This window comes from Neolewinella aurantiaca (assembly GCF_008014675.1).
In the GTDB taxonomy this organism is placed as follows: domain Bacteria; phylum Bacteroidota; class Bacteroidia; order Chitinophagales; family Saprospiraceae; genus Neolewinella; species Neolewinella aurantiaca.
Window position 1 is genome coordinate 46191 of the sequence record NZ_VOXD01000021.1, and the last position, 22518, is coordinate 68708.

At 53.1% G+C, this 22518-nt stretch carries 18 protein-coding genes; 8 read left to right on the plus strand and 10 right to left on the minus strand.

What is annotated here, in order from left to right; all coding sequences use genetic code 11:
- Positions 1 to 55 precede the first annotated feature (55 nt).
- Entirely contained in the window at positions 56 to 1084 is a 1029-nt protein-coding gene (locus FUA23_RS14090; RefSeq protein ID WP_147931393.1) for a serine hydrolase domain-containing protein, read from the minus strand.
- Positions 1081 to 1455 carry a DUF2200 domain-containing protein gene (locus FUA23_RS14095; protein ID WP_147931394.1) on the minus strand — a complete coding sequence of 125 codons (375 nt, stop codon included), beginning with the start codon at positions 1453 to 1455 and terminating at the stop codon, positions 1081 to 1083. The genes FUA23_RS14090 and FUA23_RS14095 overlap by 4 nt, the downstream gene beginning before the upstream one ends.
- Before the next feature lie 418 nt (positions 1456 to 1873).
- Here FUA23_RS14095 and FUA23_RS14100 point away from each other — a divergent pair, with 418 nt between their 5' ends.
- From FUA23_RS14100 to FUA23_RS14115, 4 genes are all read left to right on the plus strand, one after another.
- On the plus strand, positions 1874 to 4069 hold the full coding sequence (locus FUA23_RS14100) for a peptidase domain-containing ABC transporter (RefSeq protein ID WP_147931395.1): 2196 nt from the start codon (positions 1874 to 1876) through the stop codon (positions 4067 to 4069).
- 250 nt (positions 4070 to 4319) lie between these two features.
- Complete coding sequence (locus FUA23_RS14105; protein ID WP_147931396.1) at positions 4320 to 5597, plus strand: HlyD family efflux transporter periplasmic adaptor subunit; 1278 nt, start codon at positions 4320 to 4322, stop codon at positions 5595 to 5597.
- A gap of 206 nt (positions 5598 to 5803) precedes the next feature.
- Positions 5804 to 6976, plus strand: coding sequence for a hypothetical protein (locus FUA23_RS14110; protein WP_147931397.1), 1173 nt, complete (start codon positions 5804 to 5806; stop codon positions 6974 to 6976).
- Positions 6976 to 7335, plus strand: a complete 360-nt coding sequence (locus FUA23_RS14115; protein WP_147931398.1) for a hypothetical protein — start codon at positions 6976 to 6978, stop codon at positions 7333 to 7335. The genes FUA23_RS14110 and FUA23_RS14115 overlap by 1 nt, the downstream gene beginning before the upstream one ends.
- Positions 7336 to 7470: 135 nt before the next feature.
- Here FUA23_RS14115 and FUA23_RS14120 read toward each other — a convergent pair whose 3' ends face one another.
- The gene (locus FUA23_RS14120; protein WP_147931399.1) at positions 7471 to 8409 is read right to left on the minus strand and encodes a bifunctional heptose 7-phosphate kinase/heptose 1-phosphate adenyltransferase; all 939 of its coding nucleotides are present in this window, start codon (positions 8407 to 8409) and stop codon (positions 7471 to 7473) included.
- A gap of 103 nt (positions 8410 to 8512) precedes the next feature.
- The gene (locus FUA23_RS14125; protein WP_147931400.1) at positions 8513 to 8935 is read right to left on the minus strand and encodes a nucleoside-diphosphate kinase; all 423 of its coding nucleotides are present in this window, start codon (positions 8933 to 8935) and stop codon (positions 8513 to 8515) included.
- Between the two features lie 257 nt (positions 8936 to 9192).
- Here FUA23_RS14125 and FUA23_RS14130 point away from each other — a divergent pair, with 257 nt between their 5' ends.
- The gene (locus FUA23_RS14130; protein WP_147931401.1) at positions 9193 to 10221 is read left to right on the plus strand and encodes a DHH family phosphoesterase; all 1029 of its coding nucleotides are present in this window, start codon (positions 9193 to 9195) and stop codon (positions 10219 to 10221) included.
- Positions 10222 to 10223: 2 nt separating this feature from the next.
- Positions 10224 to 11135, plus strand: a complete 912-nt coding sequence (locus FUA23_RS22765; RefSeq protein ID WP_246144231.1) for an FKBP-type peptidyl-prolyl cis-trans isomerase — start codon at positions 10224 to 10226, stop codon at positions 11133 to 11135.
- A gap of 96 nt (positions 11136 to 11231) precedes the next feature.
- Here the strand turns inward: FUA23_RS22765 and FUA23_RS14140 are convergent, their stop codons facing one another.
- From FUA23_RS14140 to FUA23_RS14155, 4 genes are all read right to left on the minus strand, one after another.
- Positions 11232 to 12014: an enoyl-CoA hydratase/isomerase family protein gene (locus tag FUA23_RS14140; protein ID WP_147931402.1), complete on the minus strand. Its 783-nt coding sequence runs from the start codon at positions 12012 to 12014 to the stop codon at positions 11232 to 11234.
- A gap of 114 nt (positions 12015 to 12128) precedes the next feature.
- Entirely contained in the window at positions 12129 to 13046 is a 918-nt protein-coding gene (ctlX, locus tag FUA23_RS14145) for a citrulline utilization hydrolase CtlX (protein WP_147931403.1), read from the minus strand.
- A gap of 86 nt (positions 13047 to 13132) precedes the next feature.
- Complete coding sequence (gene mobA, locus FUA23_RS14150; protein WP_222707038.1) at positions 13133 to 14257, minus strand: molybdenum cofactor guanylyltransferase; 1125 nt, start codon at positions 14255 to 14257, stop codon at positions 13133 to 13135.
- On the minus strand, positions 14254 to 15444 hold the full coding sequence (locus FUA23_RS14155) for a molybdopterin molybdotransferase MoeA (RefSeq protein ID WP_147931404.1): 1191 nt from the start codon (positions 15442 to 15444) through the stop codon (positions 14254 to 14256). Before FUA23_RS14155 ends, mobA begins: the two co-directional genes overlap by 4 nt.
- Before the next feature lie 215 nt (positions 15445 to 15659).
- Here FUA23_RS14155 and FUA23_RS14160 point away from each other — a divergent pair, with 215 nt between their 5' ends.
- On the plus strand, positions 15660 to 16691 hold the full coding sequence (locus FUA23_RS14160; protein ID WP_147931405.1) for a hypothetical protein: 1032 nt from the start codon (positions 15660 to 15662) through the stop codon (positions 16689 to 16691).
- A 59-nt stretch (positions 16692 to 16750) separates the two neighbouring features.
- Here FUA23_RS14160 and FUA23_RS14165 read toward each other — a convergent pair whose 3' ends face one another.
- Both FUA23_RS14165 and FUA23_RS14170 read right to left on the minus strand, forming a co-directional pair.
- Positions 16751 to 17134 carry a LytR/AlgR family response regulator transcription factor gene (locus FUA23_RS14165; protein WP_147931406.1) on the minus strand — a complete coding sequence of 128 codons (384 nt, stop codon included), beginning with the start codon at positions 17132 to 17134 and terminating at the stop codon, positions 16751 to 16753.
- Positions 17135 to 17230: 96 nt separating this feature from the next.
- Complete coding sequence (locus tag FUA23_RS14170) at positions 17231 to 20455, minus strand: histidine kinase dimerization/phosphoacceptor domain -containing protein (protein ID WP_147931407.1); 3225 nt, start codon at positions 20453 to 20455, stop codon at positions 17231 to 17233.
- Between the two features lie 189 nt (positions 20456 to 20644).
- Here FUA23_RS14170 and FUA23_RS14175 point away from each other — a divergent pair, with 189 nt between their 5' ends.
- On the plus strand, positions 20645 to 22423 hold the full coding sequence (locus tag FUA23_RS14175; protein WP_147931408.1) for a hypothetical protein: 1779 nt from the start codon (positions 20645 to 20647) through the stop codon (positions 22421 to 22423).
- The last annotated feature ends 95 nt before the right edge of the window (positions 22424 to 22518 follow it).

Genomic DNA, 22518 nt, shown 5'->3' on the forward strand with positions numbered 1-22518 from the left:
GACCAGCCAGCAAATATCGTCACACTCCAAGCTGAGTTTTTTCATCCTGCTACAGCTAACTATTCCTGCGTAGAATTTTTACAATTCGACTGAACACAATTTCCGAAAGGTTCCATTCGTAACCATTAAAGTCGGTAGTATTGATGAACTGCACAACGACTGCGTCGATGTCCTTATGGTACGCTGCGAGGCTCTGGTAACCGACCACCAGACCTCCATGATTGTATTCATAGGGATATATCTCCTGTTCTCCTTCTTCGAATACTGACCCGTCGTTCAGGGCGCGCAAGAACCTACCCACATCTTCTGCCGTGGCCAGCATTCCGTTTTCATTCTCCTTGAAATCATCATCGTCACCTACGTAATATCCGCTCATAACGTCGTCTAAGTTTACCTCAGAAGTCGAGAAGAAGGTATTTTCCAACTTAAGGAGAACGAGGATTTCAGCCTTGATGTACTCATGATGATTGTAGCCCAGAACGTTGTCCATAATCCTTCTGAGGAGTAGATAATTAGTGTTTGAATAACCATATCCCTGATCCGGCTTAAACTCTGCTGGCAGATCGAGAGCGAAATTCAGGGCGTCTTTGCTGTTTTCCTGCTCATTGACCCAGTAAGCAGGATCGTCCGTAAAATTTGGAATTCCGGACCGATGCTGAATCATCATCCTTAGGGTGATTTTCTCTGAATTTTCGATCCGCCCCTTTAATTCCGGAAGGTAATCTGCCAGTGACTTATCAAAATCCAAACGATTTTCCCTGACCAACTTAGTGGCCGCCACAGCCGTGTACAGCTTGCTGATGCTGGCTATTTTGAACAATGATTCCGGGTCGGCAGGTATCTTCTCTTTTCTGTCCTTCCAGCCACCGGTATAAAATGCTGGTGGCTTCCCGGCCTGGTCTACGTAAACAATCATCCCGTCAAATCCGTGTCCGATTGCCTCGTCTACTTGCTCTTGAACGGTATCAGGGATTGGCAGAATCCACACCTTTACCAGAATCCACGGAACGAAATACAACGAAACTAGTGTCCCTACGAGCAGTATTCCCCTCACGATCCATTTGGCTTTCTTATTCTTTATCATTTTACTTCCCGTAGTATCTTTTCCATCTTTCTGCCTCTTGCCAATTCATCGATCAGCTTTTCCATACGTCTGCATTGCTTGTACACTTCGAACTCGTCTTCGATCTCCTCAATACGGTACCCGCAGACCACGCCTTTAATGAGACCGGCGTTGGGGTGTATTGTAGCTTTTTGAAAGAAGGTTCTGAAGGTTACTTTTTCGTCGATAAGTGTCTGTAATTCTTTTTCATCAAGGCCGGTAAACCATCCTAAAACCTGATCGATTTCTTGTTTTGTCCTGCCATTCTTCTCCACCCTTTTTAAGTAATGTGGATAAATGGAGCCAAATATCATTTCAGCTACTTTCTCATTTTTCTCGGCGGTAACTTTCATCTCTATTTGATTTACGTCGGTTTAAATAATTTTCGTGTGAGTTACGGATACAAAATTCTCTCCCGGCATCCCGCCTGGAGGGCCCAAAGCAGTAGGCGACGTGTTGATCACAAAATACACCTAAAACTACGGTTATTCTGGCTTTGATGTTACGGTAAAGTAGGTTAACAACATACGAATCACTCTTTAAGCAGACAGCTCTGAACAGATGCAACCGATAGATGGCAGGCATCTCTCCGGCGAGCGTTTGGGAAGCTAGCTAAAGCCTCCTTGCCTCAAAAGCATTTATTGCACCCGCGGCCGCGCCCGCAGAAAGCGTAAGAGACCACCGTGTATATGATTACTCAGGAGCGGCAATTTGTCCTTCTAAAACCCAGACAATAACATATCGCTAAAAACACGTTATCTTTACATCAATATGTTAGGGTTTACCTATTATCAGCAACTCGAGGAAATGGATTGCGGTGCTGCCTGTCTGCGGATGGTAGCACGTCACCACGGCCGTTATTACAGCCTGGAGCACTTGCGCGAAAAAACACGCATCAGCCGCGAGGGGGTCAGTTTGCTGGGGATCAGTGAAGGCGCTGAGGCCATTGGCCTGCAGACCCTTGCCCTCCCCGTGACCCTAGACCAGCTGGAAGAAGAAATTCCGCTGCCCTGTATCCTTCCCTGGGACGAAGAGCATTTTGTTGTTCTTCACCGCGTTCGTAACGGGCGCTACTTTGTTGCCAATCCCGATCCTGCTTTCGGAAAAATGGAGTTGAGCCGTTCTGATTTCCGTCAGCACTGGGCCACCACACAACAGCCTAACGGACGCCCGATCGGTAACGTACTCGTACTGGAAAGTACGCCTGACTTTTTCGCCAAAGACCGCGAAGGCATCGATAAAAGCAGCTGGACCTACGTTGCCGAATACTTCCGCAACTACAGCGGCCTGCTCTGGCAGTTCGGTGCCGGTCTGTTGCTGGCCAGCATGCTTCAGATCGTGATGCCCTACCTGCTGAAGAACATGGTAGACTTCGGCATCGTCCATGACGATTACAACTTCATCGTTCTCGTGGTCATCGCCCAGGGTGTTTTATTGCTTTCTACTACCCTGCTCGGCGCTCTGCGCCGCTACATCATGTTGCACATCGGGGGGCGCGTCAATGTTGGCCTGGTAAGCGATTACATCAAGAAACTAACCCAATTGCCCCTCGAGTTCTTCGATAGCCGCAGCCGGGGCGATCTGCTGCAACGCATCAATGACCACGAGCGGCTTCAGAATTTCCTGACGGGCCCCACGCTTGTCAGGGTCTTCAGCATGATCAATTTCGTGGCTTTTGCCGTCGTGCTCGCGCTGTGGAGTACAACGCTGTTTTTCATCTTTCTTACCGGCACGTTGCTCAATGTTTTGTGGGTCAGCTATCAGGAAAGTCGCAAGCGCGACCTCGACTTCAAGCTGTTCGAGCAAAGCGCGGCCGGTAAAGAGCAGTTGATGGAGATCATCGACGGTATGCAGGAAATAAAACAGGGTAACGCCGCGCGGCAAAAACGCTGGGCCTGGGAACGGAAGCGTTCGGGGCAGTACCGCACCAGAGTACGCCTCAGTCATATCAACCAGTGGCAAACCACCGGTGGTACGGCCATTAATCAGCTGAAGAACCTAATGATCACACTGGTAGCGGCGACTGCTGTTTTGCAGGGCCAGCTCAGCATCGGGACACTCGTGGCTATTCACTACATTCTGGCCCAGCTCGACAGTCCGATCGAAGACTTCACCGAGTTCGTCCGTGGTTACCGCGAAAGTATGATCAGTCTTGAACGGATGAACGAGATCCACAATAAGTCGGACGAACAAGACACGAACCACCGGTTGAGTGTGGTGCCCGGCAACGGAAACATTCAGCTCAAAGAGGTTGGCTTTCACTACAACCTGCCCAATGCTCCTCAGGTGCTGCGCAACATCAATGCCATCATCCCTGCGGGAAAAGTAACTGCCATCGTTGGCACCTCAGGCAGCGGAAAGTCTACCTTGCTCAAGCTGTTGCAAGGCTTCTATACGCCCAGCGAGGGAGAAATCATGGTAGGCGGCACCAATCTCTCCACCCTCAACAAAACGTTCTGGAGGTCGATATCAGGTGTCGTTTCACAGGATGGCTACATCTTCAGTGACACTATCGCCAGAAACATCGCCCTGGGCGAGGAATACATCGATCAGGCACGTCTCATCCGGGCCGTAAAAATTGCCCAGATAGAACGATTCATCGATCGTTTACCGCAGGGCTACGGAACCATCATCGGAGAAGCCGGAGCCGGGCTCAGCCGGGGGCAGCAGCAACGCCTGCTGATTGCCCGCGCTATCTACCACCAGCCGAAGTACCTCTTTCTCGACGAAGCCACCACCGGGCTCAACGCCTTCACAGAGGTAACGATCATGGATGAGCTTTTTGAGTACATGGAGGGTTCAACGATCGTTATCGTTGCCCACCGCCACTCCACTTTCGAGCGGGCCGATCACATCATCGTCGTTAACGACGGCGAAATCGTCGAGCAGGGCAGCCACCGCGAACTCATGGCTACCCGGTCTAACTATTTCCGGTTGGTCAGGAACCAAACCCTTCTGGGAAACTGATGCAACGATCAGGCGCCCCGGTTCTCATCTGGCGCGAACGCAGGTGCAGTGAGAGGTTCAAGGAGTCCGGTAAGAAAAAGGGAAGTCCTTCTGCTCATACTGCTTGCCGACAAAGTGGCAACATGCTTTGTACACCGTCGTTTACAGATATTAGCATACGGCTCCAGTAGGCCACAATTCTATCGTCCCGCAGCTGGCAGTTTGCTTTACTTAAATTGCTTTACTTTACATCTCCAGCCAAAACCAGGCCATGCAGGAAACAAAACAAGACTGGCAGTACGCTCCCCGGAGCCAGGACATGGAGGAAATCATCAACAGGCCTCCGTCCTGGATAACACTCTACGGCACCATCTTTATGGTGGTGTGCATCTTTGGCCTGGCACTGATCAGCTATCTGTATGAGTACCCCGACACGGTTACCGGCGACCTTGTACTCACCACCATTGATCCGCCACGGCCACTGGAAGCCCCCGACGACTTCCCTATTGCACGCCTTCTCGTTGCGCACGAAGACTCAGTGCGTGCGCGCGAAGTTCTTATGGTTGCCCGCAGCCTTGCTACCTTCGATGATGTTTTTGAACTCTCCGAACGCCTCAGTTCCAATCAGGATCAATCCGATGCCGGCCTTTCCAACTTCTTCATCCCCCCCAACTGGAACCTCGGCGAGATTCAGGAGGCGGTGTATGAGCTACAGGAGAAACAGGAGATGTACCGCAATCTGCGCGACCGCCGGCTAGATGGACTCACTACCAGAGAGCTGGAAAGCCGGATCACCCGCCAGGAGCGTTTCATCCGCGAACAACGCCAGCTCCAGAGCCGGCTGGAAGACCGGCTGGTACGAAACCGCGCCAAACTCGAACAGGAAGAACAACTCAATACGGACGGAGTAGACAACCGTTCCGGGCTCATCACCGCCCGCCGTAACGTTGAACGAACCGAAGATGAACTCAACGCCAGCCGCAGTGAAGTCCGTGCTGCAAGCTTCGATATCGAGTTGATGCGCAACCAGATCGACAGCTACCGCGGCGGCCTGCCCAGCAGCCTCAATCAGGCCGGAGAAGACCTCCGCAATGCTTACGACGGCCTGAAAGCAGCCGTAGCCGGCTGGGAGAACAATTACACTATCACCAGCCCGGTGGATGGGCTGGTTCTCCTACAGCGCGACATCCGCCCGGGGCGGACCCTCCTGCGCGGCACAAGCATCGGCATGGTCCTGCCAGCCAACGCCGGCGGCATCATCGGCCGGATCGACCTGCCCAATAAAGGCTCGGGAGCGGTGGCCGTTGGCCAGCGTGTCCTCGTCCGCTTCGATAGCTATCCTTACCTCGAGTACGGCTCCGTTGAGGGCGAAGTCATCAGCATCGGACGCCTGCCAACCGGCGGCATCACCACGGTGGAAGTCACCTTCCCTAACGAACTGAACACCACTACCGGTAACCACCTCGAGCCCGGCCCGCTCATGGAAGGCGAAGCCAGTATCATCACTGAGTCTCGGTCGTTGTTACAACGGTTTTTCAAACGCTGGTAGCCTGTTTACCGTGAACCCGGCCTTCTCAACCCAATCTGGCAACAAGCAAAAACAGCAACCTCCAATAGCATAATTAAATCGATAAAGATTACCGGAGCGAAACTCTGCCACCTCGCGGCCTCTTCCAACTTTTTGCCTGTCCAGTAGTTTTGGTCTACGCCCCACCGCCCACCAGATCATCCCTACCTTGCATCCTACAACCTGCTATGATCCGTAACTTTTTTCTCTTCCTTCTTTCGTTATTTCTGTTCACCGCTTGCTCCGCCACGGAAATTCCCGACGAACCCTCCGCCAGCACTTCGGAGCGAATGCTTCAGCCCTGGCAGGGCGACGTAAATTGGTGGAGCTGGGACGGAGAAAACCCCGAACTGCTCCTCGGTGGTAGCAGTTTCGAAGCTCCTTTCCTGGAAGACAACTGGAAAGAAGACCTCAACTACCTTCATAAAGCAGGAGGCAATTACATCCGGATTTCGCTACCTGCCTTCAGCGGGCCGCAGGCCCCGCCCGTTTTTGCGGCCGACAGTTCATCCGCCGGAGCGAAAGATTACTGGAGCAAACTCGAAGAGTTTGTCCGCTACGCGGAGGCCAAAGGCGTCGTTGTCGAGATAACAGTCTGGGACCTCGATAACATCAGTACTATGTGGGACAGTACCATTTGGGCCGGAGCACTCGATTATCTTGGCAAGGATTATCTGGAAGGAGAACACCCTTTCTTCAGAACTGTACCCGGCTCGATGGGATATAAAGACATTTACGTTGAAACCATAGCGACGCAAACTCTTTTTGTCGACCAGCTTCTTTCCGCAACGCTGTTTGCCCATAACGTCATCTACAACGTTCAGGTACCCGAGAACACGCTCATCCCCTGGATGGTCTACTGGGCCAAATACATCGAAGCTGATGCCCGGGAGCAGGGCCGGGTAGCCAACGTCAACGCCGGGATTGTGCCGCAAAGGCGCATTAGTGTTGCTGCCTTTAACCAAAGCATTCTGCAGGGGGCCAGCGTCGCCTTCCATCGTCCCAAGCCCAACGGGAACGGGTTGAACGGTTTGGCACAGGCCAGTATCAGGGGCATCAGAGTGGTGGAGCGGCACCTTAAGTTCCACGAATTGAGGCCCGCCCCCGGATTGTTACAGGAAGACAATACCGCGGCCATGGCCGCTACGGACGGCGAAGGGAGTTACCTGATATACCTCCCATCAGCCGGCCAGGTGAACCTCTCGCCCGACTGGGAAGACCAGGTGCCCGTAAAAGTCACCGTAGTTGGCTACCTTGGCACGCAACGATCCGAAATCCTGCAGCCTCCCTACGGAGACAGCTTCCGCCTTTATACCGAAGAAGAGAAAGGAGGATGGATGATCCTAAAGCCTGAACAATAATGGTAGAATTCTGGACTAACCTAACCTACGCCACGAAATTTTCCGCCATTGGGTTTGTCGGCAGTTTCATCCTTGGCTTCGTGAGTATGGGGATTTTAGGTGCTGCTTTGTACTACCCGGTATCCTTTTTGTTTCGGGCCTACCCCGCCCTGAACGATTGGCAAGGAGACTGGGTTTGGCCAGCTATGATTATGGCGGGCATGATGTGGTCCTTCGGCTTTATCCTGGCGGGTTTTGCCTGGCATTTTCTCGAGGCGCACGTTTCTTCCGTTATCGTTTTGCGGTGCATCTACGGTTTTGTGCTTTGGGGCTGGGCAGCAATTGTGTGGTTTGGTATCATCCGGATGAATGTTGCTTAGGGGCAAGGAGCGGTAGCTGACCAATACTTTTAATCCGGCGAAAGCCGCGTTAAATCGGGCTTTCCGATTTTCGTCTTTGCACTCCATTGTGCGCACAACAAATTTTGAATAGTAAAGGAGGTTCCCTTCAAGAGGCTACTTTAAACCTTCCAGATCAACAGCTACTACCCCGCTCTTCGCAATCACCTGAGCACCAGCCTTATTAGAAAGCTTTGCGATATCCTCCAACGACATACCTGCGGCGAGGCCACAAGCGGCAACGGAAATTACGGTGTCCCCGGCTCCGCTCACGTCGCGGACTTTTTTGGCGTCGGTCGGGTAAATAGCGGATTTTTTTCCGGCGCTGACGTAGATGCCATGTTCGCTAAGCGTAATCATCACCGCCGAGCATTGCAGGCGGTCAAATAGTACGTTGGCGGCCTTATCCAGGTCCTCCAGTACAGGACGAACGGGAAAGTCTACCTGCTGCTGTATTTCCCGGAGGTTTGGCTTGAAGAGTGTACAGTCCGTAAAAGCCATAAAGTTGCGGTCTTTGGGGTCTACCGCGGTCGGAACATTGTGTTCCTGCGTGAGCGCAATAACGCTCCTGATCACATCGGCGGAGAGCACGCCTTTGTTGTAGTCCTGAAACAACAGGAGGTCGACGGAGCCCTCAGCCAGCATTGCTTTCACCGCGTCTTGCAGTGCACCTGCGGCCGCGCCCTGAACGTCGTGCGTATCCTCGCGGTCGACCCGCATAAGCTGTTGTCCTCCAGCTACCAGCCTCGTCTTGACGGTCGTGCAGCGATCCGGGTCGGTAACGATCAAATCGGAGGAAAGGCCAAGCCCTTCCATCAGTTCCCGGAAAACGACGCCGTTGGCGTCGTCGCCAACCAGGCCCGCCAACAACGGTGTGGCGCCGAGGGCCTTCAGGTTCAACGCTACGTTGGCTGCTCCTCCCAGTCTGTTTTCTTCATCGCTCAACCGCATAACGGGTACCGGCGCTTCAGGGCTGATGCGCTCGACCTTACCGTCCAGGTACCGATCAATCATTACGTCGCCAAGGACGAGGATCCGGAGAGAAGAAAAGTCCATAATGGTTAAGAGGAAACAGGGCTTAGGGGCCAAGGGACCAGAAGTCATGAAGTCAGAGATATAGTCTTCTGGTTCATGACTTCTGGTTTCAGATCCTTACGGTTTATGCAAACACGTCAGTGCCGGCAAAGTGGAAGCTGCCTTCGATGGCTGCATTCTCGTCGCTGTCAGAACCGTGAACGGCGTTCTCGCCGATGCTGGTAGCGAAACGCTTACGGATGGTGCCTTCGGCAGCATCAGCGGGGTTGGTCGCACCGATCAGGGTACGGAAATCGGCAACAGCGTTGTCTTTTTCCAGGATAGCCGCAACGATGGGGCCGCTGCTCATGAACTCAACGAGTTCGCCGTAGAACGGACGCTCAGCGTGAACGGCGTAGAATTCTCCAGCCTTTTCAGCGCTGAGTTTGGTGTACTTCATTGCCACGATCTTGAAGCCTCCTGCGTTGATTTGCTCGAGGATAGCACCGATGTGTCCGTTACGAACTGCGTCGGGCTTAATCATGGTGAAAGTGCGGTTGGTAGCCATAGTTAATTTTGGTTTTTATGGTTTGAGGCCGCAAAGGTAGTTAATTAGTCTTTTACTCAGGCACCCAATATCAGGAGTGCTTAAGCTGAACAGTCTCGAACAGCAACGTAAAATCGCCGCACGCATTTAATAATTCAACAACTACTACTTCAGAAACCACCAATACTGATGATTACCTGTTCCTGCTACCGCAAAGACTACATAACTGACTGACTAAATGACTACCTTTGCCCGTCTTTTGCGAAAGAACCCCCTGTATGGAACCAAACATAGATGAAGTCAAAGCGCTGCTCGCCAGCCCGAAAGATGTTGTTATCTTCAGTCACCGTAATCCGGATGGCGATGCTGTCGGGTCGAGCCTTGGCCTCTTCCATTACCTGCAAAGCCAGGGGCATCAGGTAAAAGTTGTTCTTCCTTCGGATTATCCAGACTTTCTTGCTTTCCTGCCCGATGTAAGCGACATCATCATATATGACGATGAAGAAGAGCTGGCCCGCAAGGCGATCGACAATGCAGGCATCTTTTTTATTCTCGATCTCAATTCATTTGACCGAATAGACAAAGTGGCCGCCGGACTGGACAAAGACTCCCGTCCCCGCATCATGATCGACCATCACCTTTTCCCTGAGCCTATCGCCGATTTCATGTTCTCTGACCCGTCCTCCAGTTCAACCTGCGAGATGGTCTACAAATTCATCGCTGACCTTGGCCACGCCGGCTGGGTGACACCAGAGATCGCTGAGTGCCTGTACACCGGCATCGTTACCGACACGGGTGGTTTCAAATTCAGCACCTCCCCCGCTCTGTTCCGCACCGTCGCCAAACTTCTGGAAGCCGGAGCCGACGACTACAAGATTCAGGACAACATCTGGAACAGCATGACCGAGAAGCAGCTGCGCATTCTTGGTCATTGCCTGGTGAACATGGAGATCCTTCCCGAGTTCCGTACAGGTATATTGTGGCTCTCCAAAGAAGACTACAAACATTTTGACATTCAGCGCGGAGATACCGAAGGTATCGTGAACTACGTTCTCCGCATGCCGGGAATGATGATTGCGGCGTTCATTCACGAACAGCCAACCATCGTTAAGATGTCGCTCCGCTCTAAGGGAGCAATGGACGTACAGCAAATCTGTAAGTCTCACTTCAGAGGCGGTGGCCACAAAAATGCTGCAGGAGGAGCCAGCTTTGCTCCCCTCGGCACGACGATCAAGAAATTTAAAAATCTATTACCAGAATATGCCGCTGAAATTGATGCGGCCTACCACGAATTTAACAACCAATAATTATGCGTTCATTATTATTTCTGCTGCTTGCAGGCTCTGTATTTTACGCCTGCGAGAAGGATGGTGGCAGTACTGCCATGCAGTCTACCGAGCTTGGCAACCGCTATCAACTTTTCACTGCTGGCGGCAGTGGTGACATGGTACAGCCCGGCGATTTTGTCTACTTCCACGCTGCTATGCGCACGGAAGGTGACAGTACGCTGTTCAGCACCCGCACCGGTGGAGGCGAACTCCCCGTTATCCAGGCTGCCGAAACAACCGCAACCGCTGATGAAATCGGCCCCGTTGAAGACGTAGTGCGCAACATGCGCGTAGGAGACAGTGCCGTCGTTCGTGTAAACATCGATGCGTTCCCAGCCAAGCCCCCGGGCATGGAGAACGACTCTGTTGTTCTTTACGACGTAATCGTTACCGAAATCGTTTCTGAGGCAGACTTCACCGCTCGCCAGGAAGCCAAACAAGCCGAGGCAGCCGCAAAAGCTGAGAAGATTCGCGCACTCGAGCCCGAGCGTCTTGCTTTCGCAGCAAAAGTCGTTACTGACTACCGTGCCGGCAAACTGGATGGTGACATTAAAGCCACCGAATCAGGCCTGAAATACATCATTCACGAAGAAGGCACCGGCCCCCAGGCTGAAGCTGGTAAAGGAGTAGTGGTTCAGTACATTGGTCAACTCGCTAAAGACGGCGAAGTATTCGACCAGTCGTTCGGCCGCGGAGAAGGTATTCCCTTCCAGCTTGGTACCGGTCGCGTCATCCGCGGTTGGGATGAAGGTATCGCTCTGCTGAAGGAAGGAGCAAAAGCAACTTTCTTCATTCCTGCTGAGCTCGGTTACGGTGCTCAGGGTACACCAGACGGCAGCATCCCCGCCAACTCCGAACTCGTGTTTTACGTTGAGCTGGAAGAAGTACAGTAAGCTGTATTCCCCTTGGTTCAATCAAAAAACGGCTGATCTCCAGGCAAGGAGATCAGCCGTTTTTTTTATGGATAAAATGCAAATTACCCATCCATTCTATTTCCCCTTGAAGTCCGCTTTACGCTTCTCAACAAAGGCAGAAGCACCTTCCATAAAGTCTTCAGTAGAAGATGCCCGGCCGAAGGCTTCAGCTTCAGCCACGAAATCGCTGCTGGCATAGTAAGCGTTGATGGCCCGGATGGACTCCTCGATCGCAACGGGACCTTTGGTCCCGATCGTTTGGAGCAACTCCAGCGCCTTGGCCATTGCCTCTCCGGCGGGGAGGCAGTAGTTCACAAGGCCGAGCGTATGTGCTTCGACGGCGTTGATCATGTTACCCGTCAGGGTAAGTTCCATTGCTTTCCCTTTACCGATCAACTGATTGAGTCGTTGGGTACCGCCGTAGCCGGGGATGATGCCGAGGTTCACTTCGGGCTGACCAAAGCGGGCAGTTTCGTGGGCAATCCGCATATGACAGGCCATCGCCAGTTCACAACCTCCGCCGAGGGCAAAACCATTAACCAGGGCAAGCACCGGACGGTGAAAATTCTCGATAAGGAAGAAAACGTCCTGCCCGCGGGTAGCCATCTCCTTGCCGGAGCCTTCGGAGGCAACGCCGATGAATTCTTTAATGTCGGCTCCGGCAACAAAGGCACGGTCTCCTGATCCGGTCAGCAGTACACCGATGATGTCCTTACGGTCGGCGTAGTCCTTCCCGAACAATTGCTCGAGTTCACTCATCGTCTGCTGATTCAGCGCGTTGAGGGCTTTGGGGCGGTTGATCGTTACGTGAAGGATGTTCTCTTTTTCCTCGACGAGGAGGTTTTCGTACTTTAGCATGAGTTAGATATTAAGCTATTTGATGATTGATTTTTGGTTTGCCGGAAGCGTAACTTCCAACCTGGCCGAAGCGAAACCCGCCGGAGGTGACGAACGGCAAGGTTGCAACTGGTTTTATTTGCCCGGAAGGAAAATTTCGGAGATCATACAACGTGCGCTTCCACCGCCATATTTCTCGATCACGGGCAATGCTGCGTGTATGATCGGCGCTCCGAGGGCTTCTTTCTGAGCCGGATCAAGGGCATTAAATGCCGTCGTTGACATCACCCAGGCTGGTCCGTTCGGTGTAGTGACTTCCAGTGCGTTGCCGGCAAAGTTGTCTACCTGATCGAGTGAAAGACCGATAATTTTCTTTCCCGTCAGGGCGAGGCTCTCCGTCAGTTTGGATTTTTCGGCGGGGTCACGGACGCTGTCCAGACACACCAGCGCGACATCTGTGCCTACGGCAAGCATCACGTTAGTGTGGTAAATCACTCCTCCGCGTTTATCCAGAGCGTCGAAAGTAATCGGAGCGTAGTCCATCGCCATGCACCAGTCTGCGATGGCAGCAGGAGTAGCCCGCTCCGAGTGGCAGGCGTAGGCGATCCGGTTCTGACGATCAAGGACGAGACTGCCCGTTCCTTCCAGGATTCGTCCGTCGTTTTCCCAGTGTTCCAGCGCCAGTGTACGGTTGATGGTGTGGTCACGGTCCAGCACTTCGAGCACGTCTTGTCTGCGCTCGATCCGACGTTGTGGCCAGAACATAGGGTAGGTTACGTACAGGCCATCATCGTGGGTACTGAACCAATTGTTGGGGAATACGGAATCGGGAGTGGGGATGCCCTCCTGATCGTCCATTACGGTTATGCGCAGGCCATTGGCCCGTAAAACTTCAACGTAGTTATCGAACTCTTTCTGCGCAGCGGCGGCGATCTCGCGCTGGTGCTCAGGCGGAGCAATTTCCTGGAAGAGGTTATCGATGTGCGTAGGACTACCGATGGCGAAGTCGCGCGGGCGGACCATCAGCAGGTGGTGGGTGGATTGTTTGGTCATTGGCTTGGTTAAGGCTCTTTAAGGACAGGTAAGGTAAGTTGGTTCTTTGGTTCGTTATGATCTGAGGTAGCGCGTCGCGCGCAGGACTACTGCAGCAAGGAAAGTACCTTTTCGCGCTCCTCCTTCGTATTGGCGTTGGTGAAAGGGGCTTCGTTTTCCACTACCAACTCTTTTACATCGCTATTGATCAATACTTTACGCGGGCAGGCATACCCCATGGCCAGGAATTGCAATAACCGCGGGTAAGCCTTCGGTTCGTAGATGGCAACGAGAGGTTCAGGAAATCGCTGGGACGAAAGCTGGTAGGCTGTGGCGAGTTTGCCGGAGGCTCGGGCTTCGATCAATGCAGAAATTTGTTCTTTTTCGAGCAGAGGAAGGTCGCAGGCGAGCACGAGCCAGGCGGCGTTGGGATCGGTAAGGAAGGCGGTGGCAATGGCGCCGGCGGCGCCCAGGCCGGGGAAGCGATCAGCCAGGTTAGGGAAATTGCCCACGGGCTCCTGCCCGGGTTCAGCGACGGAGATATGGACACTTCCGGGGAGTAATTCATCACAGATAGATGCCAGGCGTTCGGCTTCCGTCTGGCCATCGGAACGGTAAACGAGGTCGGCTTTACGTTCGCCCATCCGTTCACTTTTGCCGCCGGTAAGGATGAGGGTTTTCAGGGCGGGGACGCGGGTGCCAAGTAAGTTGAGAAGCAGGGGTAAGACCATGTTTTCTGCTTCCGACAGCGTGCAGACCAGCGGAGCGGGCCGATCGGCCAATTGTTCCTCCAACCAAGCCGGCACCTGCTGCCGAGCCTCATCTACCATCACGATCGCCGACACATCAGTCAGTTGCTCTTGGCGGCGCTCCAGGGTACTCGCTTTCTGCTCGTCGACGAACACGATCTGGTGCGCGGCGGGATAATGATTTCCGTTGACGAGGGCACAATCATAGTGGCCGCGCTGAAGCCGTTCGTCGTACTCATTCCAGCCTTCGGCTGGCGTACCGAAGCGCTTATTGCCCGTTTGGAACAACTTGCCGGCAAGCGGATCAGCATGGTCTCCGATCACCGTAAGGGTATTGTGATCGGGCTGAAGTTTTTCGGCCCATTCAACGATGAGCTTATCCATTACAGCGCAGGTGGAACCAACAAGGGCTATATCCGTACGGGCGTAATGATCGCCTTCAGGACGGGTCAGGGGCGGATGTTTCTGGTGTGGCTTTTTCATAGAATCTTATCGAAAGGAATAAACGGAAAAGCCTCGCCGGCCTTAAAAGTTGAACGTTCGCGCGGTAAAACCAGCAACCCATCGGCCCTCAGCATGCTGGACGCATCGCCCGATCCTGCGTTGGCAACTGGTTGTACGCACTGGGTCGCAGGATCGGTTGATACGACCTGAAAGAGCGTGAGGTCTTTGCCGAACGAAAAATCCATTGCTAGGGACCTGAGCTCTTCACGAGTGGCAATGCCCAGGTTTTGGCGCAGAAACGGGCCTACGTAAGCGAGCAACCCCGTTAGGCTCGAAACCGGATTCCCCGGCAGACCGAAGACCATCGTTTCGTCGGTTCGCCCTACCCAAATCGGTTTACCGGGTCGCTGAGCAACCCGGTGCAACAGTTTCCGGACGCCGAGATTCGCCAGCACTTCGGGGAGAAAGTCGTATTTCCCCTTCGAGACCCCGCCGCTGAAAATGAGGACATCGTTCCGGGCAAGTAAGGTTGTGATCGCAGTAGTGAGCTCGGCCTTATCGTCGGCCAAATGATGAGTCGAAGCTTCGATGCCAGCCGTTGCCAGCTGGTGCCGGAGATGAAATACGTTCGACATCCGAATCTGGTGTGGCAGGGGCTTTTCTGCTACCCCGACAAGTTCGTCGCCGGTGGCGATGATGGCTACACGGGGTAGTTTTTTTACGCGTACGTCGGCGTAGCCGCAGCCCGCCAGAAGATTGATAGCTGCACCACCGATGCGCGCGCCGGGAGAGAGCAGTTCCTGCCCCTCTTCGACATCGCTGCCCCGCCAGTGGATGTTTTTACTATCCTCAATTCCTTCCGGAAGTAAGAATTCCGAACCTTTACGGACCAGGTCTTCATAGCGAATGACGGTAGTTGTTCCGGGTGGAAGCACCGCCCCCGTCATTACTTCGAGGCAGCCACCGGGATCGGTCAGTGTAACCGGTTTGGTTCCCGCAGCAACGATGCCGGCAACGGGGAAGCTGCGCTTCCCTGAAGCATAGGCGGCGTAGTGGATGGCGATGCCATCCATCGTTACCCGGTCGTAAGGCGGTTGAGGGCGGTCGGTCAGGAGTGGCGCGGCAAGAATGCGGCCTCCGGCCGCAGCCAGCCGGACGTCTTCTTCGCCCCAGCAGAAGTCCTGAGAGAGCGTTATGTCTTTTGCGTTGTGATAGTCGGTCAACATAGGAGGCAAGGTAACTCAGATCGGTGGCATTTTTGGCTTCTGCGGCGCGATCCTGCGACAATGTTACGGTGTTTTCTTTTTTGAAGAGAAGTGCCCGGACTCAGTCGTTGAGCAGGATGCAACCCTTGGATACCGGGATCGTCATTCTTGTAAGAACAGGTCTGGGCAGGATTCCTTAAAGTCCTTATTTTTGTATTCACCACAACCAATCAACCATGAAACTGTATTTCACCCTATTTGGTCTGCTGCTAAGCGTAGCAACCATTTCTGCTGCGGAGAGCGATGCTCTTTCAACTTTCTCTGCACCTGCGGCAGCGGCTACTCAAATCGACAGTTTGCCCGGCGGGCGCCATAAAGTGAGTTCGTACCGCAATGGATCTTCGATTGAATTTACCGTAGAGGACCATGAAATCAAATCGCTGAAAGTTGACGGAGAGGAGGTTCCGGCCAGTAAATACGACCAGTATATGGACCGGGTCGAGAATCTGCTGGGTACCGGTACCGACAATCAGCATATCGGCTCTGGCATGGGCATGTTCTCCGATGAGGAGTCATTGCAAAAAATGGAAGAGCATTTCGAAAAATTGGGCGAGAGCTTCGAATTACGTTTCGAAAACCTGGGCGAAGACTTCGAACGGATGGGTGAACGCCTTGGCGAAAGCATCGAACGAATGTTCGAGTTCGATGGAAACGGCAACACCATGCGTTTCGAATTCCGGGGCGATGACGGTAGCTGGTTCATTGACAGTACCGGCATCGACGAATCGTTTGAATGGCACTCCAACGGGATGGACCCCAAAGGGCTGAATCAGGACATACCCACCGGAGAGCACCACCAGGCCGAAGAAGAAATTCGGGAAATGGAGACGATGATTGAGCAGTTAGAGCGCAAAAAGGCCCGCATGAAGGCCGACCTGGAGCGCCAGGAAAGAGACATTGAACTGCAGCAACGGGACATGGAACGGCAGGAGCGCAGCGCAGCACGCGAGCTGCGCAGTATCGAGCGTCAAGAGATGAGAATGGAGCGCCGCGAAGCCAGCTACGAAGTGCTGGTGGAACAACTTCAGCGCGAAGGCCTGATCGAAGGCAACGATCTACTGAGGAAACTTTCCGTTGATGCTCAGAAGTTGAAAGTGAACGGTAAGAAGGTCTCTGAGGAAGGCCACGCCCGCTTTCTGGAACTTTACGAGCAACAGACCGGCCGGGCGATTAACGGCAAAACATCCATCTCGATCACGATGGATTGAGTTTGGGCCTAAAAGATTGAAGGTCTGGCGTAAGGGCTGAGTTGGAGGTAATCTCCGGCTCAGCCCTTGCCAATTACGCGGATACGTCTGAATAGTTCTTCGCGGCAATTCCGGGAGAGTGGCAGGGTTTTCTTGCCGGTACGAAGGGCCTTGTCTCCGATTCCATCAATATGAAGAACGTTGGCCAGGTAAGAGCGATGGATACGTATGATATTGCCCTGAGGCAGTTGGCGCTCCAGGGCGCCAAGGGAAAGAGAGAGGGTGAATTCACGACCGTCGGTAGTAACCAGGTGGCAATAGGCTCGATTGGCTTCTACGTAGCGGATTTCGGAGGTCATGATTCGCGTCATTCGTTTTTTGTAGTGCACGTAGATCCGATCCCGACGCGGGTCGGGAGATCGTGGGTCGCTGGTGATGGTGAGTTGTCCGGATTGAAAAGCCATAGCGTATGAGTTGTGTTCTGGTCCAAAACTCAGGACTGAAGTGAACGGCAACGAATGGTTCTTTCCGAAGGGTGGCTTTCCCTTTCCGAAGGGGAGTCAGGATGGTCGTTCATTGAACCGCAACTCTGTTTTGAGTCCTCCATCATTTACTTCGTTGAGGGTTCCTCCCAACTGCCGGGAAAGGAGGTCTACCAGGCGGGTACCGAAGCCGGATCCGGTGGCCGGCGCGTCGAAGTCTTTGCCGGAGCCGTTGTCTTTGACCCGAAGGAGGTAACTGTTTCCTTCCTTGCTCAGCCCGACTTCCACTGCACCTGCGGCCTCGCCCTCAGCAGCCGAGCCAAACGCATACTTGATGGTGTTGGTGAGCAGTTCGTTGACGATTAAACCGAGGGGGACGGCGGTATCGACATCCAGTTCCAGAGGGGACATTTTGACGTCGACCTTGATTCGTTCTTCTGCTTCGTAGGTTTCCAGTAAGCTTTCTGCGAGGTTATTGAAATAGTCTTCCATCTCAATGGCCGCCAGGTTATCTCCCTGGTACAGTTTCTGGTGCAAGAGGCCCATGCTTTGCACCCGGCTTTGTCCGGCCTGCATGGCGTCACGTGCATCTGAATCGGCGAGTCCTACCGACTGCAGTTCCAGAAGGCTGGAAACGACCTCGAGGTTATTTTTTACGCGGTGATGGATTTCTTTGAGGAGAAGTTCGTTCTGATCGTTCTTCAGTTTGATCTCATCGCGTTGTTCCCGGACGACTTCGGCTTCCTGCAGGGCTAGGGCTTCCGCCTGCCGGCGGAGCTGAAAGCGCAGGTACCAGCGGATCATCAGGGCGAGTAAGCCCAGACCAATGAGCGCCGCCCACCAAGTCAGGTACCAGGGGGGAGAGACTTCGATCTTAGTCGGAACCTCGTTCTCCACCCAATCTCCGTTCGTTGTTTGGGACCGGACCCTGAATTTATAGACCTTGGGGAACAGGTAGGCGGGCAAGTTGGTGTACCGAAGGTTGGCGTCTTTAGACCAATCCGACCATTCTTCATCGTAGCCTTCCAGTTTGGTTTGATATTGTTTTTTCCTGTTATCATAATCCAGGGCAGCATAACTGAAATAAGCTTCATTTTTTCCCCAGCCATTCTGGTATAAATCGTTTTCTCTCACGTAGAGGGCAAAGGAGTCTTTTGCGTGCCTTGCTAACTCCGGACGATAAGCCGCCAGCCCTTTTTCAGACCCGAAAAAGATGGTTCCGGTTTCGTCTAGTACCGTACACTGTGGTCCGTATCCGATTTCGCCACGAAGGCCATCTGCTTTACGGATGACATTGAGTAATTCGTAGTTCTCCAAATGCACTTCACACAGCCCCAAACCGGTGATAACCCACGCCCGGTTTCGGTCTGGATCAAAAGCAATGTCAGTGGGGGTGCGTAAGGTGTCTTGCAAAGAGACGAATTCCCGAGCTTTAAGCGTATTAAGATCAAGGATCAATACTCCACCGGGAACACCAGCCCAGAGCTCATTTTCCCATTTTCGTATGATCGTTATGGCGGGGAATACAACATCATTCCAAATCAGGGGAATGTGTTCAAAAAGCCCCGTATCCCGGACGCCGGCATAGGATCTGTTTTTAGAAACAGCCTTGCCTTTGGTTGCGAGGCGCTGCACTTCCTCGAAGGTAAATGGCTCTTTGGAGCGGAAAACACCCGTCTGGATGTTAGCTGCAATAAGATGCTCCTGCTCGTCTTTTTCATAAAAAGTCAGGACTGCTGTTTCCAGGCCTGTTTCCTTTGTAAAAAGGTACCAGGGCTCATCGTCAGAGAGTACCATTCCGAAGGTGCCATTCCCTCCCCAGATGGATGGAACCGGGTCTCCACCAGATGCTCTTTCCAAATTTAATGCACTTGGGACGTAGGACAAAAGTGAGGGAATCTGATGGATGAGGTAAGGCCGGTCAAATAAATTGAGGGTTTTACTGGCCACCCTGATATCGTGAGGGTTTGATTCGGGGGTAAGTAAATTGACGCCGCTTTGACGGGAGGAAGCCCAAATTCGCCCTTCATCATCGGATGCGACTCCCAAAACCTGTGGATAGGGTAAACCTTCTGCTTCGCCGACTGCAGTCCAGGTGCCTTCTTCCGAACGAAGAAGTAGCCCCTGAGAAGTACCGATGGTCAGCCACTTCCCTTCGGGTCCGGTCATTCGGGCCGCCTGTACAGTAGCTTCATCTCCCAGGCCGGTACTCAAGCCGGTAGAATGCAGGTTCGGGCTCAAATAAGCCCGGTAGTCTACCGGCATTCTCGCCAGGCCATCGTTGGTGGCCAACCAAATATTACCGGTCCTTCCCTTAAAGATATCGAGTAAGGGTTTGACATTGAGGTCCAGAGCAGAATCGTAAATCCGGCGGATAGAGAGTGTGTTGGTGTTGATCTCGATCAGATTGCCAGTCGATAGAACCAGCATTGTTTCGTTATCAGGAAATACAAAATTTTCCTTCACAACTCCCATCTCCAGCTCCCGGATATTATTCTTAATGTCTTCCAGCGGTTTGGCTAGAGGAGCGTCTGCCATAAACAGTCTTTCTGCCCCCTTCCAATACAGGCGGTCACCGGGTCCAAAATGGATGTTTCCAACTGTACTTCCCGGAAGTTCTACTTGTTCCATGGTGTCTCCCACCTCATAGTCGATTGGAACACGATAAAGCCGGCTCGCATCCCGGTCGAGCAGATAAGCCTGCTGCTCCTTGAAAGCTATCATTAAACCACCAAACACACCGGTTGGCGGTGCAATGGTATCAGCAGAAACAGTCCCCTCGGCATCGACATGATACCGGATCAGCAAGCTATCTACTGATGCCGCCCAGAGGTTGCCCAGCTCATCCTTCTTAAGAGCAGAGACCTCTACATCCAAAAGAGGTAATCCGGGCAGAGAATCGAGAAACACTACGTCCTTGGGGAGAATTCCATTAAGGAAGGGCTTGCTGGATCGCTGAACACCACCTCTCTCAGAAGCTGTGTTTCTGGTGCCCAGCCAGATGAATCCCAGTTCATCCTGACTGACGTACCAGACATTAGTGGAGAGCCCGTTTTCGAAGCCGTAAGGGATCATTTTTTCGCCATCATAAACGCCCAATCCATCGGGATATCTAGACAGCCATAGCATACCCGCCTGGTCAACATGCACCACCTCCATTGACTTTTCGTAGACATCTCCATTGGGGAGTAAGACTTCCACCTCTTCAACGGGGAGCCATTGCCCGTAAAGCTTACCGCAACAGGAGACAAGTATGAATGAGATGGTGATCTGGAGAAGGAGAATGTTTTTCAGCGCTGCCATTCCTCAAGATGGGAAAAAACCTTGACAAGAGAGAAAAACACGTAGTTATACCTGGTGATAAAAACCTTCGGAAAGCAGAATCAGCCCTTCGGAAAGAGCTTCTTTCCGTGGCAGAAGCAAAGCTATATGTTAGCACTAATTACCGGGAGAGGGTCCCTTTGCCCTTCCCTGGAACTTAGCTGAAATGTTATGCCCAATTCATCCCGACACACACTGCTTTTTGTTCTTTTGCTTGCATCCTGCGTCTGCGCCGCACAGGATGTAGAAGGGACGATTAACCGATTGAAGAACCTGAAAGAGCAGCAGCTCAGCATTACCGGCGGCATTAATCTGACGAGTCAGTTTTATGACGCGGTGGGCATTGCGAACCGGCGGGACAACTTCCAGTGGGGAGCACGGGCCAGCCTCAACTTCAGCTTTTTGGGTATTAATGCGCCGTTCAGTTTCGTCTTTTCGGAAGCTAACCAAAACTTTGGCTTACCCTCTTATTCCTTTGTTGGCATCAGTCCCCGCTACAAATGGGCAACCCTTCATGCCGGAGACCGAAGCATGAGCTTCAGTCGCTACACCATGGCGGGCATCAGTTTCCGGGGTGTAGGACTAACACTGGAGCCCGGGAAATTTCATGTGTCCGGATTCTACGGCAAGCTCAACCGCGCCCTGGCGAACGACCTTAATGCCCTGGGCGACCTCAACGGGTTTTACCAGCGAAATGGATACGGGTTCCGAGTTGGTTACGGCGGTAAAAAGACCGCCTTGTACGCCAACTTCTTTGGTGCTGACGATCAGGAGGAGGACGGGTTGCCTCCACAGACGGAGCTTGGGCCCGTCCTTGGCCTGCAAAACAATAAAGTGATCAGCTTGGAGGGGCGGCAGCAACTAGGAAAAAACTTATCGCTTTTCGGTGAACTCGCCCACTCGGCCTTCAACGGCAATCGTTCTGCTGCTCCGCTTAGCGATGCCGAAACCAATTTCGGTAATTCCCTCTTCGGCCTGTTCTCCCCCACCGATGAGACCCAAACCGGGCAGGCATACCAAATCGGGCTGGCCTACAACCAGACAAATTATGGTTTGCAGGCTCGTTACGAACGCATTACGCGGGGATTCCGGACCCTGGGCGCGCTGTTTTTCAATAAAGACTCCGAAAACATCACCCTCGGCCTCAACCGCAGTTTCCTGGAGAACAAACTGACCGTCTTTGTCAACGGCGGACTTGAGCGCACCAACCTGGACAGTGAGGAACAGGAATCAACCAACCGCATCATTGCCTCTGCCAACCTTAACTACCGCCCCGACGATAAGTGGATGCTGAGCGGCGGCTACAGCAACTTCCGCAACGACACTAAGCTGCGGGCGCGGACCAATCTACTTGCCCCGGTTGACAGCATCTTCCTCGCCCAGGTAACCCAAAGTGCCAACGTAATGGTACTTCGTCAACTGGGAAGTAAAGATAAGCCCTCCTCCCTCCGCCTGATGCTGATGCGGCAACTGGCTAATAACATTGTCAATGATGAAGTGAATCAAAACGCCAACAGTCAGGTAACGGTGGCTTCGCTAGCTTACACTGCGGGTAATCCTGACGCGGGCTTGCAGTGGAACACCGGCCTGACGTACAACACCACCCGCATTGGCACCATCAACAACAATGCCCTTTCCCCCACCCTGGGCATCAATAAGAATTTCTTCAACAACGCCCTGGCTACCCATCTGCAAACGGCGCTTAGCCTCTCCGAACAAAACGGCGACAGCAACCGCGTATTCAATCTTTCGCTGGGCGGCACCTACCGACTGGCCAACAGCCACCGGCTGGGGCTGCGGGCCAACCACATCAACCGCTTTGGTTCCGAGCTGGCCGACCGCAACTTCCGGGAGTGGTACGGTTCGCTGACCTATGGCTACAGCTTCGGAGGCAGTATTGGGCGTAAAGACAAACCTGAGCATGACAAGCTTTCTGACGACAGAAAGTAACGTCCACCAAGCTCCTACACCTGAGACGTGTCCTCGCTCCCGAAAAGAGCCGTCCGGAGGAGAGGAAAACCATCCCAAACGATTTACGGAACTAG